The 15,466-nt window shown below is 65.4% G+C and carries 15 protein-coding genes; 13 read left to right on the top strand and 2 right to left on the bottom strand.

Annotated elements, in window-relative coordinates; all coding sequences use genetic code 11:
* Positions 1-54: 54 nt before the first annotated feature.
* Positions 55-1,347 carry an adenylosuccinate synthase gene (locus HP507_RS12090; protein WP_175352041.1) on the top strand — a complete coding sequence of 431 codons (1,293 nt, stop codon included), beginning with the start codon at positions 55-57 and terminating at the stop codon, positions 1,345-1,347.
* Between the two features lie 2 nt (positions 1,348-1,349).
* Positions 1,350-1,907, top strand: a complete 558-nt coding sequence (locus HP507_RS12095; protein ID WP_175352042.1) for an arsenate reductase/protein-tyrosine-phosphatase family protein — start codon at positions 1,350-1,352, stop codon at positions 1,905-1,907.
* 13 nt (positions 1,908-1,920) lie between these two features.
* Here the strand turns inward: HP507_RS12095 and HP507_RS12100 are convergent, their stop codons facing one another.
* Positions 1,921-3,168, bottom strand: a complete 1,248-nt coding sequence (locus HP507_RS12100) for an MFS transporter (protein ID WP_175352043.1) — start codon at positions 3,166-3,168, stop codon at positions 1,921-1,923.
* A gap of 54 nt (positions 3,169-3,222) precedes the next feature.
* On the opposite strand from HP507_RS12100, the gene HP507_RS12105 reads away from it, so the two are divergent.
* The 3 genes from HP507_RS12105 (at position 3,223) to HP507_RS12115 (ending at position 4,918) form a co-directional block, all read left to right on the top strand.
* Complete coding sequence (locus tag HP507_RS12105) at positions 3,223-3,999, top strand: AraC family transcriptional regulator (RefSeq protein ID WP_175352044.1); 777 nt, start codon at positions 3,223-3,225, stop codon at positions 3,997-3,999.
* Positions 4,000-4,205: 206 nt separating this feature from the next.
* Positions 4,206-4,535 carry a hypothetical protein gene (locus HP507_RS12110; RefSeq protein WP_175352045.1) on the top strand — a complete coding sequence of 110 codons (330 nt, stop codon included), beginning with the start codon at positions 4,206-4,208 and terminating at the stop codon, positions 4,533-4,535.
* A 56-nt stretch (positions 4,536-4,591) separates the two neighbouring features.
* Entirely contained in the window at positions 4,592-4,918 is a 327-nt protein-coding gene (locus HP507_RS12115; protein WP_175352046.1) for a hypothetical protein, read from the top strand.
* A 61-nt stretch (positions 4,919-4,979) separates the two neighbouring features.
* On the opposite strand, the gene HP507_RS12120 is transcribed toward HP507_RS12115, so the two are convergent.
* Positions 4,980-5,702, bottom strand: a complete 723-nt coding sequence (locus HP507_RS12120; protein WP_175352047.1) for a CPBP family glutamic-type intramembrane protease — start codon at positions 5,700-5,702, stop codon at positions 4,980-4,982.
* Between the two features lie 153 nt (positions 5,703-5,855).
* Between HP507_RS12120 and HP507_RS12125 the strand changes: the two genes are divergently transcribed.
* The 8 genes from HP507_RS12125 to HP507_RS12160 all read left to right on the top strand — a co-directional run bounded on the left by HP507_RS12125 (position 5,856) and on the right by HP507_RS12160 (position 15,464).
* Positions 5,856-7,304 (top strand): tyrosine-protein kinase domain-containing protein, encoded by a 1,449-nt coding sequence (locus tag HP507_RS12125; protein WP_175352048.1) that lies wholly within the window; start codon positions 5,856-5,858, stop codon positions 7,302-7,304.
* A 305-nt stretch (positions 7,305-7,609) separates the two neighbouring features.
* On the top strand, positions 7,610-8,284 hold the full coding sequence (locus HP507_RS12130; protein WP_217508758.1) for a WD40/YVTN/BNR-like repeat-containing protein: 675 nt from the start codon (positions 7,610-7,612) through the stop codon (positions 8,282-8,284).
* 13 nt (positions 8,285-8,297) lie between these two features.
* Complete coding sequence (locus HP507_RS12135) at positions 8,298-9,764, top strand: sugar transferase (RefSeq protein ID WP_175352050.1); 1,467 nt, start codon at positions 8,298-8,300, stop codon at positions 9,762-9,764.
* A 564-nt stretch (positions 9,765-10,328) separates the two neighbouring features.
* Complete coding sequence (locus HP507_RS12140) at positions 10,329-11,195, top strand: glycosyltransferase (RefSeq protein ID WP_175352051.1); 867 nt, start codon at positions 10,329-10,331, stop codon at positions 11,193-11,195.
* A 197-nt stretch (positions 11,196-11,392) separates the two neighbouring features.
* Positions 11,393-11,866, top strand: a complete 474-nt coding sequence (locus HP507_RS18560) for an acyltransferase (RefSeq protein ID WP_376985096.1) — start codon at positions 11,393-11,395, stop codon at positions 11,864-11,866.
* Positions 11,859-12,959 (top strand): glycosyltransferase, encoded by a 1,101-nt coding sequence (locus tag HP507_RS12150; RefSeq protein ID WP_254701088.1) that lies wholly within the window; start codon positions 11,859-11,861, stop codon positions 12,957-12,959. Before HP507_RS18560 ends, HP507_RS12150 begins: the two co-directional genes overlap by 8 nt.
* A gap of 92 nt (positions 12,960-13,051) precedes the next feature.
* Entirely contained in the window at positions 13,052-14,335 is a 1,284-nt protein-coding gene (locus tag HP507_RS12155; RefSeq protein ID WP_175352054.1) for a hypothetical protein, read from the top strand.
* A gap of 10 nt (positions 14,336-14,345) precedes the next feature.
* A complete protein-coding gene (locus tag HP507_RS12160) occupies positions 14,346-15,464 on the top strand; it encodes a glycosyltransferase family 4 protein (RefSeq protein WP_175352055.1) in 1,119 nt (372 codons plus the stop codon).
* The last annotated feature ends 2 nt before the right edge of the window (positions 15,465-15,466 follow it).

Genomic DNA, 15,466 nt, shown 5'->3' on the forward strand with positions numbered 1-15,466 from the left:
GGACCACCGACCGACTGGTCGTGTGAGGTCCTCCGCCAACGTGAGGAGAACCAGATGCCCGCTGCAGTGATCATCGGAGCCCAGTGGGGCGACGAGGGCAAGGGGAAGGCCACCGACCTCCTCGGGTCCCGCATCGACTACGTCGTCAAGTTCAACGGCGGCAACAACGCCGGGCACACGGTCGTCGTCGGCGGCGAGAAGTACGCGCTGCACCTGCTCCCCTCCGGCATCCTCACGCCCGGTGTCACGCCGATCATCGGCAACGGCGTCGTCGTCGACCTCGAGGTCCTCTTCCAGGAGCTCGACGCGCTGCGGGCCCGCGGCGTCGACACCTCCAAGCTGCTCGTGTCGGCGAACGCCCACGTCATCACGCACTACCACCGCACCATCGACAAGGTGACCGAGCGGTTCCTCGGGAAGCGTCAGATCGGCACCACCGGCCGTGGCATCGGCCCGACCTACGCCGACAAGATCAACCGCGTCGGGATCCGCATCCAGGACATCTTCGACGAGAACATCCTGCGGCAGAAGGTCGAGGCGGCCCTCGACCAGAAGAACCACCTGCTCGTGAAGGTCTTCAACCGCCGCGCGATCGACGCCGACGAGGTCGTCGAGTCGCTGCTGTCCTTCGCCGACCGACTGCGCCCGATGGTGGCCGACACCGCGCTCGAGATCCACCGCGCCCTCGAGCGTGGCGAGACCGTCCTGTTCGAGGCCGGCCAGGCCACCATGCTCGACGTCGACCACGGCACCTACCCGTTCGTGACGTCCTCGTCCGCGACGGCCGGCGGGGCGGCGACCGGTTCGGGCATCGGCCCGGGCAAGCTCGAGCGCATCATCGGCATCGTCAAGGCGTACACGACCCGCGTCGGTGCCGGTCCGTTCCCGACCGAGCTGTTCGACGAGTCGGGGGAGTTCCTGCGCGCGAACGGCTTCGAGTTCGGCACCACCACCGGCCGCCCCCGCCGCTGCGGCTGGTACGACGCGCCGATCGCCCGGTACACGGCACGCGTGAACGGCGTGACGGACTTCGTGCTGACGAAGCTCGACGTCCTCACCGGCCTGGAGACGATCCCCGTCTGCGTCGCGTACGAGGTCGACGGGGCGCGCGTGGACGAGGTCCCCGTGAACCAGTCGGACTTCCACCACGCGAAGCCGATCTACGAGGAGTTCCCCGGCTGGACCGAGGACATCACGGGCGCCCGCTCGTTCGAGGACCTGCCCGAGAACGCGCAGGCGTACGTGCTCGCGGTCGAGGCGATGTCCGGTGCCCGGATCTCCGCGATCGGCGTCGGCCCCGGTCGTGACGCGATCGTGGTCCGGCACGACCTGCTCGGCGCTTCCTGAGCATGCGGATCCTGTTCGTCTGCAGCGGGAACCTCTGCCGCTCGGCGCTCGGCGCGCAGGTGCTCGTCGCTCGGCTCGGCCCGGACGCCTCCGCGTTCGAGGTCGAGTCGGCCGGCACCATCGCGCAGGACGACACTCCGATGGACGACGCTGCCGCGGCCCAGTCCTCGCGGCTCGGCGGCGATCCCTCGTCGCACCGGTCCCGGTACCTGACCGCTTCGATCGCCGGTGCCGCCGACCTCGTGCTCGCCGCGGAACGCTCGCACCGTGCGGCCGTCGTGTCGCTCGCACCCCGGGCGGCGAAGCGGGCCTTCACGATCAAGCAGTTCGCCCGTGTGCTCGAGGGGCTCGAGCCGGGGGATCTCTCCGGCGTCGGGACAGCGGAGGAACTCGTGGAGCGGGTCGCTCGACTCCGCGGTACGGTCCCGCCGCCCGCGGACCCGGCGGACGACGACATCGACGACCCCTACCGGCGGTCGGAGGCGACGCACGTGCGCGTGGCCGATGAGATCGACGCGGCGCTCGTGGTCATCGCGGACGCGCTGCGCGCCGTGCGCTGAGCGGCGCAGCGCGTCAGCCGCGCGCGAGCACGTGCCGGTCGCGACTCGCCGCCATGCCCGCGACGAGCTGGACCACGAGGAGCGCCAGCAGCACCGCGATCGGCACCGTCCAGCCTCCGGTCGCGGTGTGCAGCAGCCCGATGCCGAGCGGCCCGAGCCCGGCGAGCAGGTACCCGGTGCCCTGCGCCATGGTCGACACGTGCGCCGTGTGCCGGGCGTCGGGTGACCGCCACACGATGTAGCTCAACGACAGGCTGATCGCGCCCCCCTGCCCGAGCCCGAGCAGGGTCATCCACGCCCAGGCGCCTGCGGCCGGTGCCACGAGCAGCCCGCCGAACCCGGCCGCGCAGAGCACCACCACGACCACGACCGGCAGCCACGTGGGACGGAGGCGCCGAGCGATCGCGGGCCCCGTGACGCCCGTGACGATGCCGGGCAGGCTCGAGTACGCCAGCATGAGCCCGGCCTCGTGTGCGGAGACCCCGGCGTCCTGCAGGACGGTCGGCACCCAGGTGAGGAACGCGTAGTACGACAGGCTCTGCAGCCCCATGAACCCGGTGACGGCGATCGCGACCGGGTCCCGGAACAGCCGCGCGAAGGTCGGCTCGTCGGCGGCTTCCGGCAGGGCGTCCGCCACAGTGCTCGATCCCCGGACGTGCCCCGGGTTCCGGAGCGCCCGCGGCAGCCACACCACGGCGGCGACGACCGCTGGGACCGCCCAGAACGCCAACGCCGGACGCCACGACCCGAACGCCGCCATGAGCGGGACGACCGCGGCGGACGCGATCGCGGCGCTGAGGAACAGAGCCGTCGAGTAGAGCCCCATCATGAGTCCCACGCGGTGCGCGAAGTCGCTCTTGATCGCCGCGGGCATCAGCACGTTCGCGACGGCGATCGCGGCGCCCGCGAGCACCGTGCCGCCGTAGAGCGCCCACCCGTGCGGCTCGAGGCGGAGCGCGATGCCGAGCGCGAGCACCGCCATGGTCAGCCCGAGCAGTCGGTGCAGCCCGATCCGACGCGTGAGCACCGGGGTGAGGAACGCGAATGCCCCGAACGCGAAGACCGGGATCGTCGTGAGCAGGCTCGCTGCCGACGGGGAGAGGTGCAGCGATCGCTCGATCGCGCCGAGCACCGGCCCGACCGACGCCACGCCCATCCGCAGGTTCAGCGCGACGAGCATGAGGCCTGCGCCGACGTACCAGGCGGCGAGGAGTCCACGCCGTCGATCGGCGGTCGGAAGGGGGACGGCAGCGGTGGTCATGGACCGATCACACCACCGCTGCACCCTGACGCGGAACACGTAGACTGCCGCTCGATGTCGGATTCCAGCCAGATCGCGCTGGAGGAGTTCCCCGAGCGCACCGAGGCCGCCTTCTGGTTCGCGCACGCCGAGACCGTTCCGCCGCACACCCATGCCCTCGGTCAGTTCATCCATGCGGCGAGCGGCGTCCTCTCGCTCATCACCGACGACGGCACCTGGATCGCACCGCCGAACCGAGTCACCTGGGTGCCGGCCGGCGCTGAGCACCGGCACCGCGCCCACGGGGTGACCGACATGCGTGTCGTGTACCTGTCCCCGGATGCCGCCGCGCGCCTCCCGTCCGGCCCTGCCGTCCTGGCCGTCTCGTCGCTCGCACGGGAGGCGCTGCTCGCGTTGACGACGCCCGGCTCACGCTCCGAGGTGGCCAGGTCGCACCTCCGGGCCGTCGTCGTGGACGAGGTCGCGTCCGCGCCGGAACAGCCGTTGCACCTGCCGGAGCCGCGCGACCCGCGCCTCCGGCAGGCCGCGCGGATCGTCGAGGAGGACCTCGCCGAGCCGAGGTCGCTCGGGGAACTCGCGGTCGGCATCGGAGTCGGCGAGCGGACGCTCACGCGCCTGTTCCGTCACGAGACCGGGATGGGGTACCGGCAGTGGCGGTTGCAGCTTCGGGTGCACCGCGCACTCGTACTGCTCGCGAGCGGCCGGACCGTGACGGACGTCGCCGCCGCGTGCGGGTGGGCGACCACGAGTCAGTTCATCGATCAGTTCACGCCGCTGGCCGGGATGACGCCCGGGGCGTACCGACGGGCGGCCCTGACCGTCCGTGTGTGACCGGGGGAATGGACGGCGAACGAGTACCCCGATCGGTCCTCTGTACCCCGGAAATGCGTCGCATGACCCCGGAAATCCGGGCTTCTTCGATGGGGCCCATAGACAGAACCCGTGAATCGGCGCCGATCGGTGGCAGCCACCCCACTCGTTCTCGTAGCGTTCTGGTGTCAGCAGATGTACCCCGGATCGCGAAGAAGGAGAGCGACATGAGCACCATCGTCACCACCGACAACCGAGCTGAGGTCACCCTCGACACCGACACGGTCGACACGATCGCGGTCCTCGAGGCGCAGGCCGAGACGCACTCCCGTCCGGAGCGGGCCAAGCTGGCCTGGACGCAGGAGGACGACGGGGAGTGGGTCGCCAACTACGGCGGCCACTTCGGCGGCTCGATCGACAAGCGTGACGGTCGCTACGTCGCTTCCGACACGTTCGGACTCGTCGTGGGTGACTTCGATTCGCTCGAGCAGGCGCAGGCCAAGCTCGCGGACCAGCTGCACGTGATGCTGCCGTCCGTCATCCACCCGGTCGGCTAGTCCTCCCGCTCGCACCCGCACCACTGCACGCCCGTACCACCGCAAGGAGCATGACCGTGAGCACGACCGTCGCCCGCCGCGAACAGGCCGAGGTGACCCTGGACACCGCAACGATCGCGGCCATCACCGAGATCGAGGCCCAGGTCGTCGCTCCCGGTCCTGCCGCGCATCCCCGGATCAGCTGGTCCCGTCCCGACACCGGGCTGTGGGCCGCGAACTACGGCGGCTACTACGGCGGCACCGTGGACCGGCAGGGCAGCCACTACTTCGTGTCGGACACGTTCGGGCAGTACGTCGGTGACTTCCGGTCCCTCGAAGAGGCGCAGCAGCGGCTCGCCGAGCGGCTCCAGGTCGTCCTGCCCGACGTCCTGCGCACCGTCTGACACGGCACTCGCGGCACCATCCAGAACACCCCGTCGCTCGCGGCGGGGTGTTCCGCTCCGGTCAGCGGGGCCAGGTGGCGACGACGGCGACCGCGTTGAAGAGCACGTGGGCGAGGATCGCTCCGCCGATGCGTCCGGTCATCGCGACGAGCGTGCCGGTGAGCAGGCCGAGCAGGAACGTGGTGACGAACACCTGGACGCCGCCGAGCGGCGTCGTGCCCGCCCCGAGGAGCAGGTGCAGGAACGCGAACAGGAGCGCGGTCAGGAGCACCGCCAGGAACCGGGTGCGCGGGGTGAGCTCGGCGGCGAGACGCTGCTGGAAGAGACCGCGGAAGACGATCTCCTCGAGGAACGGACTGACCAGCACGATGCCGATCGCCGAAACGATGAGCAGCCCCACGTCGGGCGTCCCGAGCGTTGGTGCGGGGGCCAACCCGGTGCTGCCGGTGAACGCGATCGACAGGACGACGTCGACCGCCCGGCAGACGACGACGATGCCGATCGCGAAGACGACCGCGCCGAGGTCCAGGCGCAGCCTGGAGAGCATCACCGATCGTTCGGCGTGCCGGAGCACCCAGCCCGCGCCCACGACGAGGGGGAGCCAGACCGCCAGGTCTGCCGCCAGCACCTGCAGGACGGGTGACGGGATGCCCCCAGAGCGGGTGATCCCGGAGACGACCCGGGCGAGCACCACGGCAGCACCGAGGGCGACGAGCAGCACGACGAGGTCGCGCTGCCGGGTGGAATCGGGCTCGCTGGTGATCTGGGCCGACTCGGAGCTCATGGGCCCACCGTAGAGGACGCGAGGCGTTCATCGGCTGCTACAGCCGAGTAGCGCTCAGACCTGTGGCAGTATTTGAATGCCGTGCGCTGGGAAAACCCCGGTGCTCCTGTGATGGGACCACAGGGAACGGATCGGATCGGGGAAGGCAGGCGCGTGGAGCTACGCGACTACATCACGGTGCTGCGCAAGGGATGGGTACTCATCCTCGTGCTGGCACTGGTCGGGGTGGCAGCCGCTGCGGGCTTCTCGCTGATCAAGAAGCCGGTGTACTCCGCCTCGGCGCAGGTGTTCGTGTCGACGGAGACGTCGGGCAGCGCGAGCGACCTGGCGCAGGGCAACACCTTCACCCAGCAGCGCGTCCTGACGTACTCGAACCTGGTGTCCACGCCGATCGTGCTGCTGCCGGTCATCTCCTCGCTCAAGCTCGACATGACCGCCGAACAGCTGGCACCGATGGTGACCGCCACGGCACCGACGAGCACGACGCTCATCTCGATCACCGTCGAAGACACCGACCCCGTACAGGCGGCTGACATCGCCAACGCGACCTCGCAGAGCCTGACCAACGTCGTGCAGGACATCGAGGCGACGGACGCGAACGGCACCAGCACGGTGAAGCTCACCCGTGTCAAGCAGGCGCAGGTCCCGAGCACGCCGGTGAGTCCGAACGTCCCGGTCAACGTGGCACTCGGCCTGCTCGTCGGGCTTGCACTCGGCGTCGGCATCGCGGTCCTCCGCGAGACGCTCGACAACCGGGTGCGCACGGAACTCGACGTCGAGAAGATCAGCGACAAGCCGGTGGTCGGCGGCATCGCGTTCGACAACAAGGCGTCGGAGCGGCCCCTCATCGTGCAGGTCGACCCGCGCAGCCCGCGCGCCGAGTCGTTCCGCACGCTGCGCACCAACCTGCAGTTCCTCGACCTGGGGACGGGGTCGCGGACGTTCGTCATGACCTCGTCGGTGCAGTCCGAGGGCAAGAGCACCACGGTCGCGAACCTGGCGATCGCCCTCGACAGCGCCGGCTTCCGCGTCATCCTGATCGACGCCGACCTGCGCCGTCCGCGCGTGGCCGAGTACATGGACGTCGACGGGAGTGCCGGTCTGACCGACGTGCTCATCGGCCGCGCCACGCTCGAGGACGTCGCGCACCCGTGGGGACGCGGCAACATGGTCGTCCTGCCGTCCGGTGCGATCCCGCCGAACCCGTCGGAGCTCCTGGGTTCGCGTGCGATGCAGGACCTGATCACGCTGCTCGAGCAGCAGTTCGACTACGTCCTGTTCGACGCGCCGCCGCTGCTTCCCGTGACGGATGCTGCGATCCTGGCGAAGAAGGCGTCCGGCGCCATCCTGGCCGTCGCGGCGGGCAAGACGCACAAGGGTCAGCTCGCTGCAGCGGTGGCGTCCCTCGAGAACGTCGGCGCAACCATCGCCGGCTTCGTCATCACGATGATGCCCGTCAGGGGCCCCGGTGCGTACGGCTACGGCCGCTACGGGTACGGCTACGGCTACGGAACCGGCGATGACGAGGCTGCTACGGCTGCCGTGCGTGCACCCAAACGAACCGGCAAGAAGGCCGGCGTCCTCCGTCGAGCAGAGCGCTGAGGGGGCTGGGGGACATGAACAGTCGCCGAGGAACCCGAAACCTCGGCCGCGCGCTACCTCGTACGACCCTGATCTGGGTCGCCGTCGCAGTCGTAGCCCTGGTCGTCATCGACGTCGTGCTGGTCGCTCTCGCGCTCGGCCGGACGGATCCGCAGCAGCACGGGTCAGCCGGTCCGATCCCCACCTTCACCAGTACCCCTGACACGACCGAAACCCCGTCGTCGAGCGAGTCGCCCTCAGCGGCGCCGTCGGCCAGCGCCGACCCCGCATCAGCAACCGCATCGGGTCGCCGTCTCCTGTCGGCAGTGAGCAGCCTGGAGGCATGGCGCGCTTCCGGTGGGACGTGTGGCGGTGAGCGGCCGGTGCTGGAGCACACCGTGGACGGCGGGGCAACGTGGGTCCCGACCACGCTCGGAACGGATGTCGGTTCCGTGATGGCGATCCGTGCCTCCAGTACGGCCCTGTCGATCATGGTGGGGACCGGCCCGGACTGCGCAACCACCCTGCACACCACCACCGACGGTGGTGCGTCGTGGTCACCGGCCGATGACGGCGCCGCCGGCGCCGGGATCGACGCCGAGGGCGTCGTCCTGGCGTCGAGCACCATCCAACCGCCGTGCGCGGACCCGATCGAGGCGTTCCAGGGTGAGCGCACCACGGTCGTGATCTGTGACGGCCAGCTTGAGTGGCGGGCCGGCTCCGCCTCGTGGGTCGACGTCCCGCTCGGAGGCGTCCGCTCGCTCGCCGTCGACGGCGACCACTACGTGTTGGCACGTGTCGGAGCCTCTCGGTGCGCCGGCGTGCAGATCGAGAAGATGCCGGCGATCGGCGTGACCGCTGCCACGCAGACGGACATCATCGGATGCGCAGACGGCCTGGACGATGTCACCAACGTCTCGATCGCCCGGGCTGGGGACGACCTGTGGTTGTGGGCCGGCGACGACGTGAAGGTGTCAGCGGACGGTGGCGCCACATGGTGACGTGGCGGCGAGCATGACGGCCGCCTCCACCCGCACGACGCCGGCCATGGGCTCTGCCCAGGACTGGAGCCGCTCGTACTCGCATCGGGTGCTGTTCACCGACCTGCTCGCCTTGGTCTGGGTCGTGTTCGGCGTGCAGATCGCATGGCTCGGCCTGGAGTCGAACCTCGCCACGAACACCGCGGACGTACGGCTCAGCTACTTCGCCATTTCGGTCGTGGTCATCCTGGTGTGGATGGGGGCGCTGGCCCTCTACGACACCCGGGGCGACCGTGTGATCGGTGTCGGGAGCACGGAGTACCGCCTCGTCGCGGACTCGAGCGTGCGCGTTTTCGGGCTGCTGGCGATCGCAGCGTTCTTGCTGCACGTTGATCTCGCGCGCGGCTACGTGCTCATCGCTTTCCCGATCGGCATCCTGGTCCTGCTGCTCTCCCGCTGGATGTGGCGGCAGTGGCTCGTGGCCCAGCGCAAGCAAGGCGCCTACTCCGCCAAGGTCCTGCTCGTCGGGTCGGTACCGAGCGTCCTGCACCTCGCCCGCGAACTCGCGCGGTCGCCCGAGGCCGGCTACCAGGTCGTGGGAGCTGCGGTGTCGACCGCGCACCGGGGGCGTCTGCCGGGCTCGGCGGTGGAGAGCTACGGCGGTTTCGACGACCTGACCGCAGCGCTCGACGAGACCGGCGCGGACACCGTGGTCATCACGAGTTCCGACGACCTGCCGCCCAACCGCGTCCGGGAGCTGAGCTGGTCGCTCGAACCTGGGCGTCAGCACCTGGTCGTGGCGCCGAGCCTCACCGACATCGGTGGCCCCCGCATCCACACCCGCCCGGTCCAGGGCCTTCCGCTCATCCACGTCGAGACCCCGACCTACTCGGGCCGCAAGCTCTACACGAAGCGGATCTTCGACCTGATCGGGTCCAGCCTGCTCATCATCGTGCTGTCGCCCGTGCTGCTGGTCCTCTCCGTACTGGTGAAGACCACGTCACCGGGCCCGGTCTTCTTCCGCCAGGAGCGCGTCGGCTTGAACGGCAACTCGTTCCACATGCTGAAGTTCCGCTCGATGGTCGTGGACGCCGAAGCCCGCCTGCAGGAGCTCAGCCAGCTCGACCGTGCTGAGGGCAACGACGTCCTCTTCAAGATGCGCAACGACCCACGCGTCACCAAGGTCGGTGCCTTCATGCGCCGCTACAGCCTCGACGAGGTGCCGCAGCTGTTCAACGTGCTGCTCGGCAGCATGTCCCTCGTCGGCCCCCGTCCGCCGCTCGCGCGTGAGGTCGCGCAGTACGACACCCATGTCCACCGTCGCTTCCTGGTCAAGCCCGGAATGACCGGGCTGTGGCAGGTCAGCGGGCGTTCTGACCTGTCGTGGGAGGACTCAGTGAGGCTGGACCTGTTCTACGTGGAGAACTGGTCAATGCTAGGAGATTTTATTATCTGCTGGAGAACGTTGCGAGCTGTGACTCAAACCGAAGGAGCATACTAATGGTCGTTCCCGAACGAGCTCGCGTCATTCCTCTCGCTGAGGCGCCAGGTGGTGGGTCGGTGTGGGAAGGGTCGGTCACTCGTGCACTCATATGGTCGATGGTGGAACTGGCAGTCGTACGGAACCCTTGGCAGGTAAGTTCCCGGATCCGTTGCTCGGCCATCCGCCTTTTCGGTGGCAAGGTCGGCCGCGGGGTTACAATTCGCCCGAGCGTGCGGATAAAAGCTCCGTGGCGGCTCAGCATTGGAAACAACAGTTGGATTGGGGAGGGGGTGTGGATCCACAATCAAGACTTCGTTTGCATCGGGTCCGACTGCGTGATATCTCAGGAAACGATGATCACGACGGGTAGTCACGCGCTGCGTAGAGACATGGCGCTTATCACGTCGCCAGTTGAAATACACGATGGCGCATGGGTCTCGACCCGGTCTCTGATATTAGGGGGGTCAACCATTCCCCGATCCGCAGTAATCATGCCGATGTCGGTCGTCCGACGTGAACCTATTCCGGAAGCCACTATTTGGGGCGGCAACCCTCTTGCACAGAGGGGGCCTCGGTTCGACATTGAACGAGCTGGGAACCGAGATGACTGAGGCCCGAGAGAAGCGGTACGCAATGAACATTGCCTTGCTTATGCCAGCTTACAACCCCGGCAGTTACCTTGAAGCTGCGCTCAATTCTGCCGTTGCACAGTTGACGGTTGTGGACCGAATCATTGTGCAGGATGCTGGCTCATCCGACGGGTCACGGGAGGTATACGCGCGAGCAGACGAGCGGGTGCAGGTTGCGATCGAGGCGGATGGGGGACAAGCCGACGCCCTCAACAAAGCGCTCGCTCGTACTGACGCAGACTGGGTTGGATGGCTTAATGCCGACGATGTTCTGTACGAGGCTTCGTTAGCGCGAATTCGTGAAGCAATCCTAAGAAATCCCGACGCCAATGTGATTGTTGGAGGCTGGGCAACGATCGATGATCGAGGGTCGGAGATTCAGCGCCGGAAGGCCCACCAGCCGACCGTCCACAGTCTCCTTCGGGGCCTGTCGATGCCTTTCAGTGGATCACTTTTCATCCGAGCGGATCACCTGCGCCGCATCGGTGCGTTTAGGGCTCAGTTTCACTATTGCATGGACTACGACCTTTACGTCCGCTTGTGGGACGATGTTGAGACACGAACGGTCACAGTCGATGGCGTGCTGGGTGCGCTGCGCATAGTCCCCGGGACGAAAACTTCCGAGCATCCTTGGCGCTTCGTGAAAGAGGCAATGCGGATCAGGAAAGCTCACGCGAGCGGCATTTGGCGCGGGCTCGAGGCAGTGCTTGGGGTCTTCATTCACTCAGTGCTTGTAGCGTCGACTCGGGTTCGCGGATCAGATATATACCGGCAGGCAAGAACTCGGCTGCTCTCCGTGAGGGGGTACGTGGAGCGATGAGGCTCACACTTCTATTGGTTGGAGCCCTTCCGTCATCGAGAGTCAAGAATCGGTTGCTCTCTCTTCACAGAGGGATTGACGTGTCGAAGTATGCACGTGTAGCGCCGATCATTCTCAGTGGTATTCGAGAAATGCGTCTTGACGCCGGGGTGACGATCGGCCCGTTCAATGTACTTCGCAACTTGAAAAGGGTGGAAATGGGGTCGAACTCGTCGGTTGGCCAGTGGAACTGGATCTCGGCCGCGCCAGAGCTTTCGACAGGCGTAGGCAGTGCGACGCTTTCGCTCGGTAGAGAATCGGCATTGACGTCTCGGCATTATATCGACGCTAGCGGCGGAGTAGTGATCGGTAAGTACTCGACGATCGCGGGGGTAAGGACAACTTTTATCACTCATGGGATTGCCTGGGGTACCGCGGAACAGCGCGCACGGCCCATCTCCGTCGGTGACTATTGCCTAATCGGGTCGAACTGCTCAATTGTCCCAGGCGCCGTGGTCCCGGACCGTACCGTCGTTGGCATGGGTACGACTGTGGATCGGATGGACCAGTCTGGCCTCGTACTGGGGTCACGCGGAACCGTCGTCAAAGCTGATCTTTCTGGTCGTTACTTTTCGAGGCTTATCGGCTATATCTCGGCCGTAAGTTCGGAGCGAGGCGATTCCAATGATTAGGCACGTACTCGCGTTGAGCAGCCTAGACAACCGCTACGGCGGGCCTTCAACTGTAGCGAGGAGCCAGTTTGAGGCGCAGCTCGGTGCGGGCGCTGCAGTGGAGTTGTGGACGGGGTGGGTCGGACCAAAGGCGCGCGTTATCGACGGTCTGCGGACTTTTCCGACTCGGATGTTGAGCACCAACTTTGCACTACTCTTCGCCCCACGGTTCGTGCTTACGGCTATTCTGACGATCCGAAGTGTTTCGCATCACCATGTCCATTTGGCTCGCGACACGGTTACGATGCCTATAGCATTGGTGTTGGCCCTGCTTCGTTTGTCGTATACGGTTCAACCTCACGGTATGCTCGCGCCGTCAACCTCGTCTTTTCGCCGTCTCTTCGACAAATTCGTGACAAGATTGGTGCTGGCTCGGGCGAAGGAAGTATACTTTCTCAACTCGGCGGAGGCGGCGGCACTTCAGAATCTCGGGGCGCGGGCGTCACAGTTGCACCGGCTTGGTAACGGTGTGGCATGTATTGACCGCCCGAGCGTTCGACATCCGTCAAGTGGCCTGCCGGTGCGCGTACTCTTTGCGGCGCGGCTCCATCCGCGCAAACGAGTCGGTGTCTTCTTGGAGGCCGCTGCCGACTTGATTCGCGGCACTTCCGGCGATGATTGGCGATTCATGGTAGTCGGACCGGACGAAGGTGATCTAAAGCTTGTACTCCGTTCAATTGAGTCTGAATCGTCCGCTGGTTGTCTTTCCTATGGCGGCGCATTGGAGCATTCGCAGCTGCTGAAACTCATGAGACAGACAGACATTTTTGTTCTCTGCAGTGAAGACGAGCCCTTTGGGCTTGCGGCGTTAGAGGCGATGGCAGCAGGAAGCGCAACCGTCGTCACCGAGGGTACTGGGCTCACTGAATACCAAACTGTGGAGAAATCCATCGCCACGTTCGATGGATCTGCATCTGGTCTCGCGGCGGCAATCGTGAACGTTAGGCGGGAAATCGGAACTTACTCGCGTGCAGCGCTCAAGCAGGCTAGTAGCCCGGAATTGAACATTAATGAAATAGCGTCAAGTCTTCTGCGCAGATGGGGCGGATTGTGATTAGCGAAGGAGTCGGGGCTAGATCGGGGTCATACGTCGGCGCGGCCGCTGTCGGTGTGTCAGCTGCCTTCTTCGTCCCCGTAGGCGGGCAGTTGTATCTCGTCGAGGTGATCTCGTTAGCCGTCGTCTTCCTGGTGATCGCGTCGCGCGGCTACCATCCTGGCTGGCGTGGAAAGACCGTACTATTCTTGGGTCTCATTTGGGCGGTAGCCTTCTCGATATCCTCCTATGTTCACGAATCTGCTTCAGTGGATTGGCGTCCAGGAATAGCCGCGATTCTATTTCTGCCCGCGGTTGTTCTCTGTATCCGCATCGTTGGTGTGACTCGATCCCATTATCGCTGGCTATTTAGCGCCTATCTGCTCGGGTCGCTCGTTGCGGCGTCCGTCCAGCCTGCCGAACTCTTCGCGGAGTCGCGCTGGAAGTTTGGGTACGGACTTCCGGCTACCCTGCTCTTGGTCCTTCTCGCTTCAAGATCGCGCGGCGCTGCCGTGAGGTGGTTGAGCATGTTGGGCGCAGTTGTCTTGAATGTCGCCTTCGACTACCGGTCCCTCGCCTTAATCGTGACTTTCGTGTTAGCGATTGATTTTGTCCGTGTGGTGTTTAAACCAAAGCTTCATTCGTTCCCCGCCCGTGCGACGTTCGCCGTTGCTGCATCGGGCGGGCTGATTCTGATTGGGGCGATAGTCGCCCGCGTTTACAGTCGGCTCGCTCAGGAAGGGGTCCTAGGGCCTAGCGCCGCGCTGCGGCTACAGCTGCAGGGCGGCGGAGCTGTATGGACCATGCTTCTCGGCGGACGGAATGAAGGCTTTTACTCAGTTCCGGCGGTGCTTGAGCACCCATTCGCGGGCTACGGCGCGAGTAAACCCCTACCTCTGCTTATTCAAACTACCGCTCAGCGCTCACTGCAGGCGTTGGGGCTTGGCCAATTGAGCGACTTCGGCCATGCGAATGGTCAGATTCCGACTCACTCGTTCCTGATGGACGCGTGGGTCACGTCAGGCCTATTAGGGGGACTGTTCTGGCTGTTTGTGTTGTTCCTTACGGTAGCGGCGCTGTTTGCCGTAGTGCGGAACTATGGCGAAAACGGGTGGGTGTTCCCGGGGATGCTGTTTACTCTCCAGGCGTGGAACATCCTTTTCAGCCCGTTTGGTGGGTCTTCGCGAATACTGGCAGCGATAACGCTGGCAATGGCGCTCTATGAATTAAGTCGGGTATACGGCGGCGGGGCACGTCAGGGGTCTCTTAGTACGAACCGATCAACGCCGGGTCAGCCAGGCCCGCTTGCGGCACGCGTGCGAGCATCCGCTCGTAGCGACCTATTTGCTCCTGTAGTGAGGCCGGAAGGAGCGGCAGTTGCGGTCGGTAAAGCCTAGGGTTGCTTTGGTGGGAATCGGCAATTTCGAGAGCGGCTTCCAATCTGGTCGGCCGCGAGCCGTGTACCGCGCCGCAGAGCAGGTTGCGGAGGTCGTCCCAATCTCTTTGCCGGCTCCCTCCGTGATCGCGCGCGGCTACGGCCGCGTGCTGAATGTGGGTAGCACAACAAGACGGCTTCCCGATCGGGATCTCCGCCTTCTGCGTGCCTATTCTTCAATACAGGCGAGGAAGATTAATGAAATCCGTCCCGACGTGGTTATATCCACAACCACGCTGAGCTTCTTGGAACCGTTGTCGGTTCCGTCTGCGAGCTGGGCGGATGCCCCGTTCAATCTTATGATTGGACAGCCGGAATATCCGGTGTTGTTTGCGGGGTCGCGCCGACTGATCCGTCAGCAGTGCGCGCTTGAGGCGCGTCTACTGTCGAACTGCACGATTGCTGCCTTCCCCACATCTGCTGGGTGCTCGGCTGCGAACGAACTCGCACCTCGTTCCAGGGTGGAGGTCCTCCCGTTCGGGCAAAACGTGAGTCAAGCTGCGATTGCCGCTGCTCGAGAGGCTCGTCAGCGCGCGCGGAGAGACCCGGGCAACGCATTATTCATCGGTCTGGATTGGGTGCGAAAGGGAGGGCCGCTGGCGCTCCGGGTGGTCGAAGTACTGAATTCGCGCGGTTTCAAGATGGGGCTTACGGTGATCGGTAGGTGTCCACCAGCGGTCGCCGCGCATCCTTTGGTGACCTTCGTAGGTGAGTTGGACCTTGAGCGCGCGGCGGATTTTGCTATTTATTGTCACTGTATAGCGAGTGCCTCATTCTTCCTTTTTCCAAGCAGGGCCGACAACTTCGGCGCCGTGGTGTCAGAAATGGCTGCGATGGGCGTCCCGGTGCTTGCTGATCCGAGAACCGGAGCGTCGGAGTACGTAGAGAAGGGTCATTTTGGACTAGTTGCGCCTGGTCATGTTACGACCGACGAGGTCGCTTTGGAGGATTGGTTCGTCAGCGCTGGACAAGCACTCTTAGACGACGACGAAATGCGCCTAGGAATGAGCGACAGGGGAATTACGGCGAGCATGGAAGTATTGAACTATGGAGCGTCTCTAAGGCGGCTGCTGAAGATGCTGATTGAGTGAAG

The organism is Curtobacterium pusillum (assembly GCF_013359865.1).
GTDB classification, from domain to species: Bacteria; Actinomycetota; Actinomycetes; order Actinomycetales; family Microbacteriaceae; genus Curtobacterium; species Curtobacterium pusillum.

Coding starts and splice junctions, on each gene's coding strand:
- HP507_RS12090 (WP_175352041.1), top strand. CDS start 55: ATGCCCGCTGCAGTGATCATCGGAGCCCAGTGGGGCGACGAGGGCAAG.
- HP507_RS12095 (WP_175352042.1), top strand. CDS start 1,350: ATGCGGATCCTGTTCGTCTGCAGCGGGAACCTCTGCCGCTCGGCGCTC.
- HP507_RS12100 (WP_175352043.1), bottom strand. CDS start 3,168: ATGACCACCGCTGCCGTCCCCCTTCCGACCGCCGATCGACGGCGTGGA.
- HP507_RS12105 (WP_175352044.1), top strand. CDS start 3,223: ATGTCGGATTCCAGCCAGATCGCGCTGGAGGAGTTCCCCGAGCGCACC.
- HP507_RS12110 (WP_175352045.1), top strand. CDS start 4,206: ATGAGCACCATCGTCACCACCGACAACCGAGCTGAGGTCACCCTCGAC.
- HP507_RS12120 (WP_175352047.1), bottom strand. CDS start 5,702: ATGAGCTCCGAGTCGGCCCAGATCACCAGCGAGCCCGATTCCACCCGG.
- HP507_RS12135 (WP_175352050.1), top strand. CDS start 8,298: ATGACGGCCGCCTCCACCCGCACGACGCCGGCCATGGGCTCTGCCCAG.
- HP507_RS18560 (WP_376985096.1), top strand. CDS start 11,393: ATGGGGTCGAACTCGTCGGTTGGCCAGTGGAACTGGATCTCGGCCGCG.
- HP507_RS12150 (WP_254701088.1), top strand. CDS start 11,859: ATGATTAGGCACGTACTCGCGTTGAGCAGCCTAGACAACCGCTACGGC.